Raw genomic sequence first — 19,098 nt, 5'->3', positions numbered from 1 at the left:
TTTAAACCATTAAAATACCAAACTGACACCTAGGGCGTAATTACGTGCGAAGGGGTAACTGACATAGCCCCCACCTTCTTCAGGATCCCAACCTCCGGGGGCATTATGAATCTCGAATAAATCTTCCCCACTAAAGAAAAACCGGATTTTCTCGATTTTCATCCGTTGTGCAATACTGCTGGGAATCGTATAGCCCAACTGCACATTCTTCAATCGGATATACGCAACATTATGCGTGGTATTGGTCGAGACTTGGTAGTTGTAATTACGCTTTCCGGTCATGGTGATAGCGGGATACTGCGAATCGGTCCGTTCGGGTGTCCATGTTTTGCCATACCAATACTCGGCCGACTGGAACCAAGGTTGGTAGAATGGCATGCTGGCCTCACCTGAAAGCACGATGGTGCGGCTGCCCACGCCTTGCACAAACCCGCTCAAGTCAAATCCCTTATACGATGCATTGAGGTTCAAACCGAAGGTGTAGCGGGGGTTGGTATTGCCTAGGTATACGGCATCACCGGCACCTTCACTACCATCGCCGAGTGCGGTAAGCCTACCGTCTCCGTCCAGATCCTTGTACATGGCATCGCCAATGGTGACCTCTGTCTGGATAGTCCCTTCATTGGGAAAACGGGTACGGTAGTCAGCCAGTTGTTGTTCGTTTTGGATAATTCCATCAAATTTATAACCGAAATAGGAAGACATTGGGTAGCCCAAGGGCGTATCGTTCAAACCAATACCGATGAGGTTATTGCCGATGCGGCTCGCTACGGTATTCCGTGCATCCCCTACATTTGCGCGCACCGAGTAACTTAATTCTTCTGCTTGGTCCCTCCACCCCAAGGAAGCTTCCCAGCCTTTTACTTCCAGTCTGCCACTATTCGTCGCCGGAGCAGCCATCCCGAGCATGGACGGATAGGTGATCGGAATCAACATATCTTTATTGACCTTCCAGAAATAGTCAAAAGATCCGAATAGCCGTCCGCGGAGCAAGGTGAAATCGGCACCAAGATTCTGCGACACAACGGTCTCCCAAGTGCGGGATAACGAAACCATATTGTCCTGCCGAGCCATTTGTCCGCGGAGTCCACTACCAAACGGGTAATAATCTGTAGCAATAGCTACGCGCTCGATGTAGTCATAGTAGCCAATACCGGTTTGGTTACCGACTTCACCGTATGACGCCCTGAATTTCAGGTCATCAAAGATATCCAGGTTTTTCAGGAATGGTTCTTCACTGGCCCGCCATGCGAAATTGACACCTGGGAAAAACCCCCATCGGGTACTGGGGTCAAACCGCGAACTGCCGTCTGCGCGCAGCGTGGCTTCGAAAAGGTATTTGCCTGCAAATGCATAGTTGACCCGGGAGAAAAAGGAATTGATGGTCCATTGGTTGCCCGAGCCTTCAGCCACCTGGTCTTCTGGACTTCCCAAACGCAACGGCATAATAGCCTGCTGGTCAAAGTTAATACGCCGTGCCAGGAATGTATCATAATCCGACGACTCATGCGCCGTACCGACCATCACACCAATGTCGTGTTGCCCTAGTGTCTTCTTGTAATCTGCATACAACGTAAAATTCCGATATAACGTTTTAGCATAGTTGCGTTCTGCACTGTTCGGATTCCTAGACACCCGATGATTTACATTGTCCCAGTTATAGCTGTATAGCATTTTCTGCATGATGTAGCGGTCTTCATCAAACTTACGGACAACAGCACGGCCTACTAGATTAAGATCCTTGAAGACTTTCCAAGTCAATTGGTTGTTAAAGGTAAAGTTTCCAGACAAGCGTTCGGACATACCACCTTCCTCTAGCACCTGCGCGGGGTTGTCAAACCCCTCAAACGTATAAAAGTTGCCAGCAGGATTGCGCAATGGCGCCCAGCTACGGGTTTTGTAGATGAGCTCCCAAATATTTTGGCCATGTTCAATGGCGGAGGAATAATTTCGGTTTGCTGCCTCATATGAAAGGTTAAAATCATACTGCAAGTTCTGGGAAAGGTCTATAGTCGACTTGGCGCGCACGAAGTAGCGTTTATCATTGTCTGTACCAAACTTAGGTAAGCCTTGTTCCACGGTGTGGCCTAGCGATACCAAGTACGTGTGTTTCTCACCGCCGCCGGAAAGTCCGAGGTTGTAATTCTGCAGGCTTCCGTTTCCGATGATCATGTCATTCCAATCCTGATCCTTATAGAATTTGGGGTAACCCGACCACCGGCCCCAGCTAGAAGCAGGAAGCACCTGATCGCTACCCTCTTGGATAAACTGCAATTCCTCCTGCGTATATTCGATGGGAAAGGAGCCATCCCGGATTTCCAAGGCCATCTCTGCATGTTGGTAAAGGTTAGCCGCCTGCCTGAGCATTGCCGGCGTCTTGACCGATTGAAAGGCGTCAAACGTGATTCGGCGATCTTGATTGCGGTGGGCACTCCGGGTGGTGACCAAGATGACGCCTGAGGCGGCCCGTGCGCCATAGATGGCGGCCGTACCATCCTTGAGCACCGAAATATTCTCAATATCTGCGGGGTTGATCTGGTTCAGGTCGCCCTCGGCACCGTCAATTAACACGAGGGGAGAACCTTGGTTGATGGAAGCTACATCACGGACACGGATCGTCGGACTACTGCCCGGGGCACCACTGGTGCGGATCACGGTGAGGCCAGGTATTGCACCCTGCAAGGCATTAGCCGCATTACGCACGGGTCGTGCTTCAAACGTACGCCGATCTATCGAACCCACGGCCCCGCCCAGATTGGTCCGTTTGACAGTGCCATACCCGATGGCCACCACCTCTTCCATTTCCATAGTTTTGCCGCTTAGCACCACATCAATACGCCTGCGCTCACCTACAGCCTCCTCACGGGGGGTGTAACCCATGAATACAAAAATCAAGGTAGCACCCTCATCAGGCACGGTAATCGCGTACTTGCCCTCGGGGTCGGTGACGGTGACCCCGGATTGTCCCTTAAGCAGTACGCTGACGCCTTGCATAGGTACTCCTGTGTTTTCATCGGTGACCAAGCCCGAAACCGTATGAAGCTGCTGGACCAATTGTGCACGGATTCCGGGAAGTCTATTTTTTGGAGTAAGGATCACGTCTTTGTTTACGACCGTATAAGTGATATCCGAACGGGAAAATAATTCGTCCAAGATATTAAAGACCGGCTTCCTTCTAACCTTAACGGAAACATGACGCTCCACATCCACGAGCTCGTTATTGTAAAAAAATTGGAATTCGGATTTTTTTTCAATTTCTCCCAATACATCGGCTACTCGTTTGTCCTCAAGGGATAGGCTGAGCATGGTGCGCTGGGCATAAGAATGGTCGCATAGTGCGATATTGATCGATAATAAGGTGAACGCCAATATTAATTTCATTGTCATCAATATTTTTCTCCAATGGACGAAACGACAATCGTCACTCCAAACAAATTGGAGACGAGTAACTTTTTTCATAATTTTGTAATACTTTAATAATAAATAAAGAGAAACTATTCACTAGTTTTTTTTGCACGGAGATATGCTGGTAACATATTTCCGTGTTTTTTTGATGGATTATTTTATCATAAGCGCTGTCATTTAGATATAGGTTTACAACTTCAGTTTATGCTACCTCCCCCGTGTAGCTAGTTAATTTCGCAAGTCACCACCGGCTTGTCGCCGGGGCTTTCTCTCTTTATCGAATATTTCATCTTGGACGATATTTTCATGTAGTTCAGTACATCGTCAAGGGTTTTCCCCTCAAATGAACCCGTAAACTTATAGGTGTGAATAACAGGGCTTTCGATTTTGAATACCACATCGTAAAACTGGGCAACCCTGCGTAGCACTTCATCCATGGGTGTATTTTTAAAAACCAATCGGTCTTTACGCCATTCGATCTCGTCGCTCACATCGACGGTTTCTAACTTGAGCTTGTTGTCTTTCGGTGAAAAAAGGGCTCGTTGTGTTGGCTTCAGAAAAATTTTTTCCTTGACGCCCGGCACTTGCAATTGTACACTCCCGGATACCAAAGTGGTCCGAATCATCTGTTGACCAGGGTAGGCATTGACGTTAAACACTGTTCCCAGCACGCGAATGGTCAACTCATCGTGGGCGGTACGGACCAAAAAGGGTCTGTTGGCATCTGCAACAACCTCAAAAAATGCTTCTCCTGTGATCGAAACCAGTCGATGGTTTTCGGCAAATGGCTTGGCGTAGGTGAGCTGGCTGCCAGCATTGAGATATACAATCGTTCCGTCTGGCAGTGAAATTGGTGTGCGTAAGTGGTCTTTTGCATATAGTGTGACCATCGTGGTATCTGCGATGGCATTTCCGGATTGCTGCCGTGGAAAAAAGTAGATGCCAATGGTAAGGATGCCGAACAGGATGGCGGCTGCCACAGACACCCGCTTCAACATACGCACTAAAGATCTTCTTTTGATTTGGTGTGTCAGTTTCATCAATGCGAGCTTCGGATCACGGCCGGAGATGCGCACAAGTGTTTGTTGAGCGTGATCAAGCAACGCTAGTTTGGCGACAATCTGCTTATTTTCAACACGTTGATCAATCCACGCTTCCACTTGCTGGGCTTCAGACGGCGACGCGTGGCCCCGCAGATAGCGGATCAATACTAATTCTTCTGGCACTGTTGGCTCCATCATCATTGTTTTATTTGCTATACGACACATAGAATTTGAGTAACCCTAAACATGAAAGCTTTTTTTTTAATGTAATGGAAAAATCTATCTTTGTTAAGTTTTGACCAAAATATGAATAAGCGGAAAAGGTTTGAAGAGCTATTTTTGACATACTATTCGCCGCTCGTTGAGTACGCGTACCAATATGTGAATGAAGATGATGCCCAAGAGCTGGTGCAGGATTTGATGATGCATATGTGGGAAGAGTACGAACGGTTGATCATAACGACTTCTTTAAAATCTTATCTGTTCGTCTCAGTCAAAAACAGATGCCTTAATGCCATACGCAATCAGAAATACCGCCAAAGGGTACGGGCCAAACTCTACGATTACCTTAGTGAAAACCAGCTCGATGACCCAGATTTTTACATGGTAAACGAGCTCGGCGAAAAGATTGACCGAGCCATCCGTGAGCTTCCACCCAATTACCGAACCACGTTTGAAATGAGCCGACTTGAGGGAATGTCCAATGCACAGATCGCAGAGGCGCTTGAAATTTCAATCAAGACGGTAGAATACCGAATCTCGCAGTCATTGAAAATACTGCGGATAAAACTTAAGGATTACCTACCTGTTTTATCATTTTTGTTTTTGAGATAACCAAAATTTGACCAGCATCTTTCAGTCCGGCTAAAGCTTTGTATGCATCTAAGATATACTGGTAATAAGCGTCTTCCTTGATAAAAATGCTCCACTATACCCTGGTAACTGATACGTTGCACTGCATCGTACGCTAGTCCTTTCCATACGCTTATCCCACTTTATTGCTAATTATCAATTCAGAGGGATTAATTCCCAGTTCAGATAGACAACAGGTACCCAGCGATTCGAGCGCGAGACCTACTCCATATTTTCCAGCTGTATCAAAGACAACTGATCATTGCATATGCACACCACACTCTCTTACAATGGGCAACTTAGTCTCATGCGACACTAATTCGTACAAATTACCGAGGCTACTGTCATAATAGCTGTTTGTTTTTCCATCATTGACACCAAAGCTAATGAGAAGATCTACATAAAACAGTTACTGCTCCATCAAACGCACACTAAAAATTCGCCCCGCTTTGTTTCCTTTCTGTGGCCGAAATTTGACAGTGATCTGATCGCGACCCTTGAGGAGTGTTTGGGGGATGGGATAACTGACATCGAAAAAACGGCTTTGTTGCCATTTTTTTGAAAGATTTTCGGTGGTCAGAATTTGGTCATCGATCAAAATATCGAATGTCCGATCGCCCGACTCGTAACCCCAATAATTCACCAAAAGCGATAGTTCTTGCTTACCGGAAGTCTGCATATCCATTGTAAAATATCCGTCTAGATCGGCTTCACGCCAAGACTGCCCGTCGTGTATACCTCGATGTGTATTATGTTCTTTGAAGTTGTGATCTACTTCCGGTTGTTGTTCGCCCAACTTAACCACATCTACGGTAAGCTTATCCAATTGTAGTTTCAAACGTTCCTCTTCTTGTTTCTCTTTTTGTAAGGAATCAAATTCTTTTTCTGACAACGCCAACCAGTACATCATATAGCGACTGTCGTGAATCTGGTAGAACGGCTGTAAGGTGATATGCGCAAACTTACTGTCGACAAAGGTTCCGGGAATGGGATACTTTAGGGATTCACCATTCACAGCTTTTGTTGTGTTTAGAGTGGCTAATAGCTGGTCACGTTCACCTAATAAAATTGGTGTATCGAACAGGGATACCAGTTGTCCACTAGCAATATGTCCCCACCTATGATCACCAGCTACTAGACCATGTAGATCCGGTCCATCTACTTTCGCGCCCATTAAAATTGGCCCTCTAAATATAGAAATGTATTCGGGATGGTTTTTTAGCTCCTCCACATCGAACTCCATAGCCATAGCCACATGGATTTTGTCTCCTTTCTTCCATTTTCGATCGATCGCGACATATGACCCTGGTGTTGCGTTCTGGGCATAATTTACACCCGCAACCGAAATATTCATCTTACCCCTCGGTACCCATCCCGGATACCTTACCAATATCTTAAAATTCGAAGATTTCGCCACGTCAACGGTGATAACACTATTACCCTCTTCTGGAAAGGAAGTCTGCTGGATGAGTTTAACATCTTTTTCTTCCCAATTTAATTCGGAGGGCACGAATAAATTAACATATAATGAATCGCTGACATGACTATAAATTAGTTCCCCGTATTTACCATGGTTTTCCATCCCAGTTCCAACGCAACACCACATCGCACTGTTCGTTTGTGAATAAACACGGTAATGGGCAGGCCTCGCTGACGTAAAGTAAACGTAACCTCCGTGTTCTGGATGCTGGGTAGACAAAATATGATTATACATAGCCCGTTCATAATAGTCTATGTACTTTACATCTGGCTTCATCCGAAACAAACCACCGACTAACTTAAGCATGTTGTTGGTATTACAGGATTCGGGCCCCTCCCTCTCCTCCATATAACTCAAGAGGTCATTTTCCGAAGGAAAATGCTCCCTTCGGCTATTTCCCCCTACAGCAAGTGACCTGTTATTAACCACGGTTTCCCAAAAAAAATTCGCCGCTGTAACGTAATCCTTGTCTTGAGTAAATTCAGCTACCCGCTGATATCCAACAGCTTTAGGAACCTGTGTGTTAGCGTGTTTATTATCAAGATTATCTTGCTTACTGGCCATGTTATCAAATATTTCCTTGTGCGAAAAGCGAATCGCCGCGGTAAGGTATCGTTCATCACCAGCTATTTTGTACGCATCGGCATAAACCTCATTCATGCCACCAAATTCGCTTGCAAGCATAGCTTCCATCTGCTCTGTACTCAACTTTTCGATCAGATTTACGCCCCAGTCGCATAACTTGATAAACATCTCCTTAGCTTGTTCATTATTACCGTATAACCACGCATCGCGTAGACCAGCATAGGTTTTATGTAAGTTATACCAAGGCACCCAATATTTGAAAACGATACCAACATTTCCATTTTCAATTTCTTTCCAAATATTTGCACCATTCGGAACACCTCCTACATATCCGTTACCGTGTTTGTCTTGACACTTCTTGAGTTCTGCAATCATGTATTCCATTCGTTCTTTACACCTAATATCTCCTGACGCCGCATAATGAATTGCCAGTGCTGTCAAGTAGTGTCCGCCAACATGACCATCGAGTGCTATCCAATTGGGAAAACTAGGGGCTTTAGGTGTTAGATTTGCTTCTTTAAGGTATGGTGCTAAGAGACGGTCTACGTCATATTCCAAAAGCACATCAATGTTGAGATCGCGAGCATGTTGAAAGGGACTTTCTAGTAGCTTTATATCCTGCAACGCAAAAGTATTCTCGTAGATCTTATCCTGCGCATTAGCTGCAAGTGCCATTGCTATAAAAAGAGCGGCAAATGCAAGGCGATGTCTGTCTATCATATGTTGTTGTTTTATAGTTTCATATTATTTGCGGAGGTGCTATACAAGCCAATCATCGACCCTGTAAATCCACCAGCCACGTCCGTAGAAAGAATGTCACCGGACACCGTTCCACCTATATTTTTATAATCCGAATCGGTTGAAGCATAGGAAAACTGATAATTATCGCCTTCTGCTTGAACACGTAATTTAATTTTACCGGATTCGGTGAGCTTCTCCTTCGCCACTACTTGCGCACTTCCTTTTTCCGTGCGTTCTAATACCAAGTAATAGTCGTTACCAGATCTGGTCACGCCAAATACATAATTGAATGCTTCACTTTGCAGGCAAGTAATACCAGCCAAATCGCTTTCAGACCTTGGAGTATAGTCCATCTCTACCTCGGTCGTAAATGCCCTATGTTGCTGCCGGTAGAAAAGTGCTGAAATCGGTTTTTGTTCCCTTATACTTACTTCAAATGGTTTAATGGCCAGTCCGGCCTTGCCCTCCAAAACAAACTTCTCACGAGGTCCGCGCAGTGCAATCCAGCGCAAATCCAAACCTTTTCCTTCAAATTTATCTATAAACGTAAAGTTGCCATTCGCAAAATATGCCCCTGTATTCATTTCGTTCTTCACGCCTTTGGGCATACGAATCGATGGTTTAAGTGGTTCCATTCCGCCTTCAAATACAGGCCATTCGCCCGACCAATCTACCGGTAAGATAAAGGTTTCACGTCCCGTGTTAACCCGTTTTTTTTCGTTGGGTCTAACCGCCAAAAACACCCCATACCACTCCCCTTCTGGAGTTTGCACTAAATCAGCGTGCCCTGCCCAATCTACTTTATTCGATCGGTCTTGTGGAAGATGACGTTGCGAAAGAATAGGATTCGTCGTCGCGGGGACATATGGCCCCATAGGATTGGTACTGGAAAAAACCACCTCGCTGTGATTACTCCCCGTTCCTCCTTCAGCACACATCAGATAATATGTCCCATTTTTCTTATAAATATGTGGTGCTTCAATCCAAATCGGTTTTGTCGAAAGATCCACACCGCCATCAACAATAATCTTACTGGTACCGGCGACTACCTGATCTTTATCAACATCATATTCCCATATTTTAATGACGCGGTGCCCTTGATACAACTCTTTCCCGTCATCAGGGGCATCGTTGTGCACCACATACGCTTTGCCGTCATCATCAAAGAACAGCGCAGGATCGATACCTCCAAAGTTCAGCTGTATGGGGTCTGTCCAATTTCCTTTTTGCGGATCCTTGGTTTTAACGACCATATTACCAATACCAGACGCGATCTGTGTAGTGATCATGTAAAAAGTATCATTGTATGGGTTGTACATAATATCAGGAGCATATATCCCCTCACTAATACCCGCTGTTCCGACTTTCAACTGTGATTCCCGGTCAAGTACATGCCCGATCTGTTTCCAATTTACGAGGTCTTTCGAATGAAAAATGGGTACACCCGGAAACATCACAAAAGAGGAATTTACAAGATAAAAATCATCACCCTTTCGTGTAATACTTGGATCGGGGTAACAGCCTTGTAAAATAGGGCTGTAAAACTGTCCCGCTGTGAGTGGATTTTCATCATATATCTTGTCGTTTCCGCTGTATTTGAAGTTACTGTATATAGGTTCTCCATCTACTTTTTCATCAGCAGCACGCATCGATTGGCATGAATAAAGTAAAGTAAGAGCGAGCAGACAGGATCCTATCCCTATTTTCCGCTTTGTTCTTTGTTTTGTTTTCCGCATCATATATATCGTTGTTGAGTAGTTTAATTTTTATATTTTCCTAATAAATGATCACACCGCCATTCGGCATGATGTTTACTTCAAGCTCTCCGGATTTGTTAACAGCGACATTTGTTAACACCGTTTCCCCATCTGATTTGTCCGTAATCATGCGAAAACTTTTGTGCATTGATAAGGGAAGCCTTAGCCGTAGCTTCAAGGATTCGGTCTGTGCATTAACACCACCGATGTACCATTTATCCTTATGCCTTCTGGCAAGGACTACATATTTCCCAGGTTGCCCTGCTAATAATCGCGTCTCGTCCCAAGTGGTTGGTACTTCTTTTAAAAAATCGATTTCAAACAGGGGTACTTCACTCAGGTTATTAGGCGTTAAGGCAAAAGGTTGTACGGGATTTTGGAATAATATTGCGGTTGCCAATTGAAAACCGTTTGTCGTTAACCGCTTATTCCGATCGCGATTTTCGCGGGTCAAGTATTTATTTAACAAGACGCCACCAAATTCCATACTTCCGACCGCATTGCGGATGAAAGGATGTAAGGTGGCATAAAACGCTTCATTTTCGCGTGCATGCTGCGAAAAGATCAACATTTCGGATGCGATCACTGCTTCGCTACCAACAAAATTCGGATACATCCTTTCCCACCCTCTAGGTAATGTCGCACCATGAAAAATAATCATCAAACCATAGTTATTCGCATCAGACAAAATATCTTCATACATTCGCATGGTTTCTTGTTTATCACCGCCAAAAAGATCCACTTTTAATCCTTTCACGCCAATATCCTGAAGCCATTTCATCTCATGTTTGCGCACTATCGAGGTGTTCATCCTATTACGGGGCCCTTGAGGTGCATCGTTCGCTGATCCATTGGAGTTATACCAAAGAAATACGTCTACTTCTTTGGAATTGGCGTATGCAATAAGATCCTTTATTCGATCTCTACCTATATTGGTATCCCAAAGTGCATCAATCAAGATGTATTCATAACCAAGGCTAGACGCCAGATCAATGTATTTGACCTGATCATCCCAATTCATACTATTATCCTGCCATACGATCCAACTCCAGGTAGATTTCCCAAATCGATAGGCTGTTGATGCTTCATAGAGCGGTTCAACAACATCAAACGGAATCGTGGTCTCGACGATGGGTTTAAGATCCTGGCCGACCGTAATAGTACGCCATGGTGTCACAGCAGGCAATGACAATGCTGCGCCGGTACTACCAAAACCATTATTTTCTTTTATATCAGGATAGGCTACATGAAACAATCCATCTGTGCTAATCGGGCTAAGATGCGAAGCACAGTATAAGCTCGTTACACCGGTTTCGGACAAGAGTACCCAACCATCTTCACCAATTTTAAACAGTGCGGGAAATACATAGCCGGTTTTGCCTTTTGCTTCGAGAATTGGAGCATCTGCACTATATCCACTCTCATAACTTGGAGCCGTTCGCGCAAAACCGGTCATGGGCGTCATCACACTGGAAAGGTAACTCGTTGCTTTAGCGGGAAACCGGTAACCAGTAGCCTCGCCTTCCACAACCACACTACCTCGGTCTTTCCACATAGGTAATTCATATCGAAAAGCTATGTCATTATTGCTCACCTGAAAAACAATAGATATTTCCTTCTCATCAGGACGCTTCAATATGGTTTTTAACGTATTTGCTTTATAGTATATTGAGGATTGCTTTATTCTGTCTTGTTCATACTGCTTATCAATCTTTCCTCTTTCCGAACCGACATAGATCAAATTCTGGTTAAAATCGCCCTCATTAGTAGTAAGTCCAAGAGGCGACCTTTGTAAAATAGACATTCCATCGTACCCAACTGTATATGTAGCTTTTCCTCCATTGAAAAAAATGTCTACTCTCAATCGCTTATCAGGACTTTCTACTGAAATATCTTGAGCCATTAGATCCAAGCTGGCGAATGCCAACGATATAGATATAATCAGTCGAATACAATACATACTATTTAATTAATTTTATAGAAATAATGGACATCGGTAGCACATTAACTACTAACGAATTTTTCGCTAGAGATAGGGCGACGTTTTTTTTACGCATATTTTGACTTTCGCTAGTTTCGATAGCTTCTAGGCTATTGACAGCTACAGGAAGATCAAACTGTACCGCAGGGATGGAATTTATCCCGTGGTTCTGAATAATAATAGTATAGTCCTTATCTCCCTCATAAGCAGTAACTAGAAAATCGTTATTATCCGTAATTTTACCGACCGCAATCCGCTGCCTCCCTGTAGCATACTTCGCGTAATGTGCCATGACATAGCCTCTTTTTTGAATCGCTCCGTTAGGTGATCCATACTCGCCATCTCCCAGCATGCTATAGTGCCTTTTGAGATACCACCACACGTAGGCATTAAAATTAGCTTCCATACAATCGTGTACTTCTTTACCAAATATCATGGCATGCTGCCACGAATAATCGTCTGCGCTATTTGTATTCATCAGATGCTCTGTCATCCAGATTTCTTTGTTGTGTTGCCGGGCTAGTGGATAATCGGTAATACCGCCGCCATACAAGTGCGTACCGATAATATCTAGATTATTGACCGCCGTGGCATCACTTAACGTGGGATCTGTATAGATTTTTTTAAAATTCACGGCTTCAGCAGCAATCACCTTCACCTTAATCGCTTGACCATGATCTCTGATAAAATCACGGATTTGTTCTCCCGTCCATTCACAGCCGTCATACTCAGGGCTCCAGTCCGGTTCGTTTTGAATAGACACCGCTTCGATGGTAACTCCACGTGCAGTCATGAAATCAACAAAATCATTTAAGTGTTTGGCATAGGCCGCATAATGCGCTGGCAGTAGATATCCGTGCAAATTACTGTTATTACTCTTCAAAGCGCGAGGGGGTGTCCAAGGAGATGCAAAAATTCGGGCACCCAAAGACTGGGCTTTTAAAGCCACGGCGACATCTCTATCCCATTGCGTTGGATCTTCGTAGATCATCATTCGCAGCATATTATACCCCAATCCTGTCATAGAATAGAGCTGCTGAATCTCGTCGGTAGTTAACTGATTATTGCCTTGCCACAAAGCTGGGTTCAACATACCACCAAAACCAGTGACGTACTGATATTTTACAGCTGAATTGAACGATAGCACAACTGGCGGCTTTGTCGCCTGAACAACTTTAACAACCTGGGTCGCTCCGGTAGCAACATTTTTAATTACAATTTCCTGGATACGTTCTTCTACTGTATTGTTTTCGGTATAATTGAAACTAACCCGTGTGGTATTACTTTGATCGGCACTACCTCCTTTTCTATACGTAAAATCCGTTAAGAAACCGTTCTGGGCCGTTTCTAGTTCCCATTGCGCATAAGACCATCTTACTGCAATTTCGGCCTTACCGGTGGTATAAGTAACGGATATCTCCGTTTTGTCGACCTCGATAGCAGACACTTTTGACTCCTCACCGTCTTTTTTACAGCTTATAAGTGCAAAAAGACACAACAAGAATAAATGGACGACTTTTCTCATAATTTATTATTGGTTTATATTTATCTAGTTATGGTATGACATATTCAATTTAATCTTCTTAAGGTCTTCCAGTTCGTGTATGGGTCTCTCGATATCATAAGGAATAGGTTGTTTGGAGAACGTCTGAAAATAAAGCAGGCAGGCATCCTTCCACCAAATAGCGTCTTGAGCTTGGATCCTGAGCTTCGACTGTACAGCTGCAAACCGCTGACTGTCGACGTGGGACTCTAACCCATCCCAAACTTTTTGAAATTGACGTACTTGCTGTACACCTTCATCGTATTTGTAGCAAAGCTCTTCCCACATGGTATGACCATTTTTCATCTTATGAGACCAAGGCACCTGATGAAACCAAAGCAATAAATTCTCTGGGCAGGTTTCAAGATCGCCATATATACGATCCAGAGGTGGAAAATACTGGGACACGGCGTTACTTCCAGTGGCTGATCGGTCAAATCCGAGACCTGCACTATTCGCATTGTGATAATACCATGGCATCCAATCTGGCCTTCCCCCTTGGCGATCGCCCCAAGGTTCGGGGCCATAGTGATGATCGAAAGCAAAAATGTGGTGTAGTCCTAATGGCATCATATAATTAACCGCAGCTTCGCGCGATGTCATCATCATATGGATCATCGGCTTTAAAAATTGTTGCTCATCTGTAAAAGTCTGCTTTAGCCATTCTTCAGCAATCTGCTCCGAGGACAACGCATGATTCCATGCCAATCGACCAAAGGCGTACCAGTTTGCCTGTGCAAAATGGTGTCCTGTCCAATTCTCATCTTCACCAATATTAGCTACACCAGCAATAGCAGTCTTGTAGGCTGGTCGTAGCGTCCCGTCCGTGATCTTAGCTACGGTCGAACCCGATCCGTCTGCATATGTATCACTATCTAATGTTTCTTTGAAAAGTGGCGCCAGATAGACCAAATGATTCGAAAAACCTAAATACTCTTGTGTTATTTGAAATTCAACCATTCCGGCCGTTTGGCGCATAGCCCCGAATAAAGGGGTAAATGGTTCGCGGGGTTGAAAATCTACAGGACCATTCTTAATTTGGATAATCACATTATCCCTAAACTGTCCGTCTAATGGCATGAACTCCAGATAGGCTTGCTTTGCACGGTCTTCTTTCGTAGGACTATAAACGAATGCGCGCCACATAACAAGTCCGTTATAGGGCTTCAATGCATCTGCTAACATATTAGCACCATCAGCGTGTGTCCTACCATAATCCTGCGGTCCGGGCTGGCCTTCAGAATTTGCCTTGACAAGAAATCCTCCGAAATCCGGAATAAGTGTATAGATCTCCTTAACTTTACTTTTCCACCAGCGTTGCACCTCCTTATTCGACGGGTCAGAATTTTCTAATCCATCGAGAATCTTTGGGGAAGAAAAATTTATCGATAAATATACTCTTATGCCATATTTCCGAAAAATATCCGCTAAAGCTTTGACTTTAACAAGATAATCTGAATGTAAAATCTGCGGAGAAGCATTGACATTATTCAATACGGTCGCGTTTATGCCTATCGATGCATTTGCGCGCGCATATTGCGCATATCGCGGTGAAATCGTACGAGGCAAGTCCTCCCATTTCCACAGGGATTGGCCGGCGTATCCACGCTCAATGGAGCCGTCTAGGTTATCCCAATGATTTAGCATGCGCACGTCATAATCTGGAATTTCCTCGATAGCGATGCGTTGCAGATCTTTTCCTTCTTGCTGCAAACGCAACAAATGATAGGCGCCGTACAGTAGACCAATTTCTTCTCCGGCACAGATTGTCAAACCTCTGCCGGATGAACTGATGGTATAGCCGTCTTTAAGTTTCTTTAATTTCTTATCAACAATTAATTCTACCGAAGAACCGGCCCAGTATTGCTCGAGCTCTTTACTAGCTAACCCTACGACTATCGATTCCGAATGGATGACGATCTGTCGTTTGGCAGCTACCTCAGCGCTTACCGCTTTACCACGCAACCATAGCTTACTCCCATCCTCTGCAGACACAAGAAAAGAAACCATTAAAAAAGCACAACAAATAACCATCTTATTCATAGTATTTTATTTATTTTGAACCTTTCCTTCGATCGTCTTTATCAACCCGTTGTCATCATACGTCAATTCCACAACCTTCATACTCCGCAGCCAGGTTTTACCACCTGAAGGCACGGAGTCGTGATAAAAAAGATACCATTTACCTTTATATTCAGTTATACTGTGATGGGTAGTCCATCCGACGACGGGAGTAAGGATCACACCCTGATAAGTAAACGGGCCGTAAGGATTGTCACCAGTAGCATAGCATAGTAAGTGCGTATCACCTGTCGAATATGAAAAATAATATTTGCCTTGATATTTATGCATCCACGAAGCCTCAAAGAAACGTCGATCGGTATCACCTTGTGTTAAGGGCTTCCCATTTTCATCTAAAATAACTAATTCATGGGGGGCTTCCGCGAACTCTAACATATCGTCGGATAGGCGCGCTACCTTGGCAGACAATGCATTTTCATGAAAATGCGGAACGTCCGCCCCGGCTACCATCTTGTTATCTCTATAAAATTGTAACTGCCCTCCCCATATCCCTCCAAAATAGAGATAATGCGTTCCGTTATCATCTTCAAAGGCACAGGGATCTATGCTGTAACTTCCTTTTATGGGGTTATTTTGTGGCACAAACGGCCCATAAGGCGTATTACTCACCGCCACGCCGAGCCGGAAAATGTCCGTCTTGTCCTTCAATGAAAAATACATATAGTATTTCCCTTTCCGGTGCGCGACATCGGAATCCCACAATTGCCTGCCAGCCCAAGGAATGTCTTCTATGGACAGGACTTTACCATGGTCTACGACTTCACCGTCCACTTCCTCCATTGAAAAAACATGGTAATCCCGCATATCAAAATGATCCCCGTTATCGTTCTCTGCGATCCCGCTTTCCCAATCGTGAGACGGGTAAATATATATTTTCCCATCAAAAACGTGTGCAGAAGGGTCTGCCATGTAGTCACTAGGAAACAAATATTTTGCTTGGTTCATCTTCTTAAAGATCGTTTGATGTGCATCGATATCATTCATAAGTCAGTCATTAGTATGTTGTGTAAGTGAAATAAGATCTGCAACTACAGACTTAGGTTTATACTCCCGGTCAAAAAGCAGTGGATAATCTGTTCTTCCTCGCATGGGCCATCCGTTGCGCCAGGAATCACCATCTCCCACACCCCATACGGTAACACGGCTAATTTTATCTTGATGTTTTAAGTATAGACGAAAGAAATCTACATATCTGCCATTCAATTCGCTGAGCTTATCGTCAGGCAATCCATCGGGATAGGGATTCATTTCCTTGTTATAGGTAAAATTCTCACTGATTTCAGCCCCAATATTGCGTCGTGGTGATGGTAGCACCGTAATATCCATCTCGGTAACCATCACGCGGACCCCTAAGCTAGCAAACGCCAAAATCGTATTCTCAACCTCTCGCACAGAGGGGTTATCCAATTGATGATGTTCTTGCATACCGATTCCGTCTACACGAATACCCTGCGTAATCAGATCGCTAACCATATTGACGATACCGTCACGTTTTTTGGGTACTGCTGTGGAATAATCGTTGTAGTACAGCTCAGCTTCCGGATCAGCCGCGTGTGCAAATTCAAAAGCAAGTTTTATAAAATCTTTTCCGATAATCTTGTAAAATTTACTGTCGCGCCATTCGCCATTATCTAGTATGGCCTCGTTCACCACGTCCCATCCTTTGATCCGGCCCTTATAACGCGACACCACAGTAGTGATGTGCTGACGCATCCGCTCGATCAACACATCCCGTGAAACCTCATTTCCCTGTTTGTCCGTGAAAAACCAATTCGGAGCCTGCGAATGCCAGATCAAGGTATGTCCTACGAGGTGCATATTGTTCTTTTCACCAAATTCGACAAATTGATCCGCGTCTTTAAAATAAAACTCTCCCTCGCGAGGTTGCAAGTACATACTTTTCATGCAGTTCTCTGCTACAATAGAGTTGAACTGCTCTTTCACGACTTCGACCGCCGCGGCGTTACGCTCCCAAATTTGATCGAGATTCAGGGCTGTGCCGATGTAAAACTTATCTTTAAATGCGGCCTTCAATGTAGCCGTCTCCGTCTCATTCTTAAGACCAGCCTGCGAGGAGCACGCGAGTAGTGCACCTATCGTGCAAACAATTAGTAGTGTGTTACGTATTCTCATTCGTGTTTAGTATTGTTATTGATCCCTTTACTATTATTAATTTTTATGTCTCGCTTCAATTTCAAGATTAATTTTATCGATTAGATCATCTTCCAGTTCATATTTAGAGATGACAAACATCGCTACAATCAGCAGCAGCGCCGGAATAATAGCCACCAGCCATAAAATTCCTTGTTCAGCAAATGCGGACTGTACCGTCGTGTTATCCTTATCAAAACCGACGTAGGCCAAAACCAATCCTGGTACAATACCTCCCAACGCCATTCCTGCCTTGTAGAAAATACCGGTTAAGGCATTGACAATACCCGAAATACGTTTACCTGTAGCGTGTTCTCCGTAAGAAATCACCTCTGGTACTAGCGCCCACATATATCCTGTAGCAACGATTACTCCCGTTGATTTTACAAACTGTGCCACCAATACCAACCAAATCTGAGTTTTTAAGGCCGGTACAACAGAAATAATGTAAAGCATTGCCATTCCAGCGATGGCAATGGTCAAAAACACGTAGAACATCTGCTTCTTTCCTATTGCACGTTTAATAGCAGGAACCAAAGGCATAAAAATGAAAGCGGGAATAGATCCCAAGGCCATGAAATAAGGTAACATATCTGGAGCTTGCACGTTATAAATCATATAATATGATCCAGCCGAATTTCCTATTGCCATCATCGCGAATGCGGTGATAAAAAAGAATGCAAGCACGCGCAACGGGCCATTATGTTTAAATTCAGTCCATAAATCGGAAACCTTTACGTTCTCGGTCTCCTTTTCGTTCATCACCACACGTTCCCTGGTCTGTGTATAACAAAAAATCAGCATCGCCAAGCCCACGACAGCATATATCGTCATTGTAATAAACCATGCTTCTCCAGACTCTTTGGAGTTAATCTTTCCATCCGGAGAAAAATGTTGAACAACAATTGGCACCCCATATCCAACGGCCAAACCACCGAGGTTTGCCATAAACATCCTTACAGCTGTCAGCTTCGTAATTTCATCTGTATCACGCGTTAATGACGCGTTCAAAGCACCATAGGGGACATTGATTAGCGTGTACAGCATAGAAAGGCCTACATAAGTTATATAAGCGTAGAGCAGTGAGCCCGAAAAGCCGTTCCAAAAACAAAGTATAGCAAAGCCGGTAAGTGGTACGCCTCCTAAAATAAGGTAAGATCGATATTTACCCATTTTTGGGTTACTCTTATCGACAAATGCCCCTACAATCGGATCCCAGATTACATCTACTATCCTTACTACTAAAAACATGACACCTGCGGCGGCGGCGGATATCCCAAATACATTGGTGTAAAAAATAAGCAGGTACATCGAGACAGTTTGGTAAATCAAGTTTTGAGCCAAATCCCCCGAACCAAACCCGATGCGTTGCACTTGCGAAAGTTTATAAAAACCTTTCAATTCATTTGATATTTTCGTTTCAGCGTTCATTATATCGGTTAAGTTATTCTCAGATTATTGCTAGATGGATTCGCCAT

Annotated in this window: 11 protein-coding genes; 1 reads left to right on the top strand and 10 read right to left on the bottom strand. The window is 44.1% G+C overall.

The features are described from left to right. Positions 1-9 precede the first annotated feature (9 nt). Both FAZ19_RS06545 and FAZ19_RS06540 read right to left on the bottom strand, forming a co-directional pair. On the bottom strand, positions 10-3,381 hold the full coding sequence (locus tag FAZ19_RS06545; RefSeq protein ID WP_136819925.1) for a TonB-dependent receptor: 3,372 nt from the start codon (positions 3,379-3,381) through the stop codon (positions 10-12). A gap of 248 nt (positions 3,382-3,629) precedes the next feature. Next, entirely contained in the window at positions 3,630-4,649 is a 1,020-nt protein-coding gene (locus FAZ19_RS06540; RefSeq protein WP_169305586.1) for a FecR family protein, read from the bottom strand. A gap of 105 nt (positions 4,650-4,754) precedes the next feature. Between FAZ19_RS06540 and FAZ19_RS06535 the strand changes: the two genes are divergently transcribed. Then, entirely contained in the window at positions 4,755-5,282 is a 528-nt protein-coding gene (locus FAZ19_RS06535) for an RNA polymerase sigma-70 factor (protein ID WP_136819923.1), read from the top strand. A 427-nt stretch (positions 5,283-5,709) separates the two neighbouring features. Here FAZ19_RS06535 and FAZ19_RS06530 read toward each other — a convergent pair whose 3' ends face one another. The 8 genes from FAZ19_RS06530 to FAZ19_RS06495 are packed head-to-tail and all read right to left on the bottom strand — an operon-like array spanning position 5,710 to position 19,051. Further along, positions 5,710-8,085 (bottom strand): glycoside hydrolase family 127 protein, encoded by a 2,376-nt coding sequence (locus FAZ19_RS06530; protein ID WP_136819922.1) that lies wholly within the window; start codon positions 8,083-8,085, stop codon positions 5,710-5,712. Positions 8,086-8,096: 11 nt separating this feature from the next. Then, positions 8,097-9,845, bottom strand: coding sequence for a glycoside hydrolase family 43 protein (locus tag FAZ19_RS06525; RefSeq protein ID WP_211245446.1), 1,749 nt, complete (start codon positions 9,843-9,845; stop codon positions 8,097-8,099). Positions 9,846-9,882: 37 nt separating this feature from the next. Next, complete coding sequence (locus tag FAZ19_RS06520) at positions 9,883-11,823, bottom strand: glycoside hydrolase family 97 protein (protein ID WP_136819921.1); 1,941 nt, start codon at positions 11,821-11,823, stop codon at positions 9,883-9,885. Position 11,824: 1 nt separating this feature from the next. Next, positions 11,825-13,369, bottom strand: a complete 1,545-nt coding sequence (locus tag FAZ19_RS06515) for a hypothetical protein (RefSeq protein WP_136819920.1) — start codon at positions 13,367-13,369, stop codon at positions 11,825-11,827. A 24-nt stretch (positions 13,370-13,393) separates the two neighbouring features. Continuing rightward, the gene (locus FAZ19_RS06510; RefSeq protein WP_136819919.1) at positions 13,394-15,430 is read right to left on the bottom strand and encodes an alpha-glucuronidase; all 2,037 of its coding nucleotides are present in this window, start codon (positions 15,428-15,430) and stop codon (positions 13,394-13,396) included. A 6-nt stretch (positions 15,431-15,436) separates the two neighbouring features. Continuing rightward, positions 15,437-16,453: a glycoside hydrolase family 43 protein gene (locus FAZ19_RS06505; RefSeq protein ID WP_211245445.1), complete on the bottom strand. Its 1,017-nt coding sequence runs from the start codon at positions 16,451-16,453 to the stop codon at positions 15,437-15,439. A gap of 3 nt (positions 16,454-16,456) precedes the next feature. Continuing rightward, entirely contained in the window at positions 16,457-17,602 is a 1,146-nt protein-coding gene (locus FAZ19_RS06500) for an endo-1,4-beta-xylanase (protein WP_136819918.1), read from the bottom strand. Between the two features lie 36 nt (positions 17,603-17,638). Further along, a complete protein-coding gene (locus FAZ19_RS06495; protein ID WP_136819917.1) occupies positions 17,639-19,051 on the bottom strand; it encodes an MFS transporter in 1,413 nt (470 codons plus the stop codon). Between the last annotated feature and the right edge of the window lie 47 nt (positions 19,052-19,098).

This window comes from Sphingobacterium alkalisoli, assembly GCF_005049105.1.
Classification (GTDB): Bacteria; Bacteroidota; Bacteroidia; order Sphingobacteriales; family Sphingobacteriaceae; genus Sphingobacterium; species Sphingobacterium alkalisoli.
The sequence above is the reverse complement of the archived record's forward strand: the minus strand, read 5'-3'. Positions and strand labels throughout refer to the sequence as shown.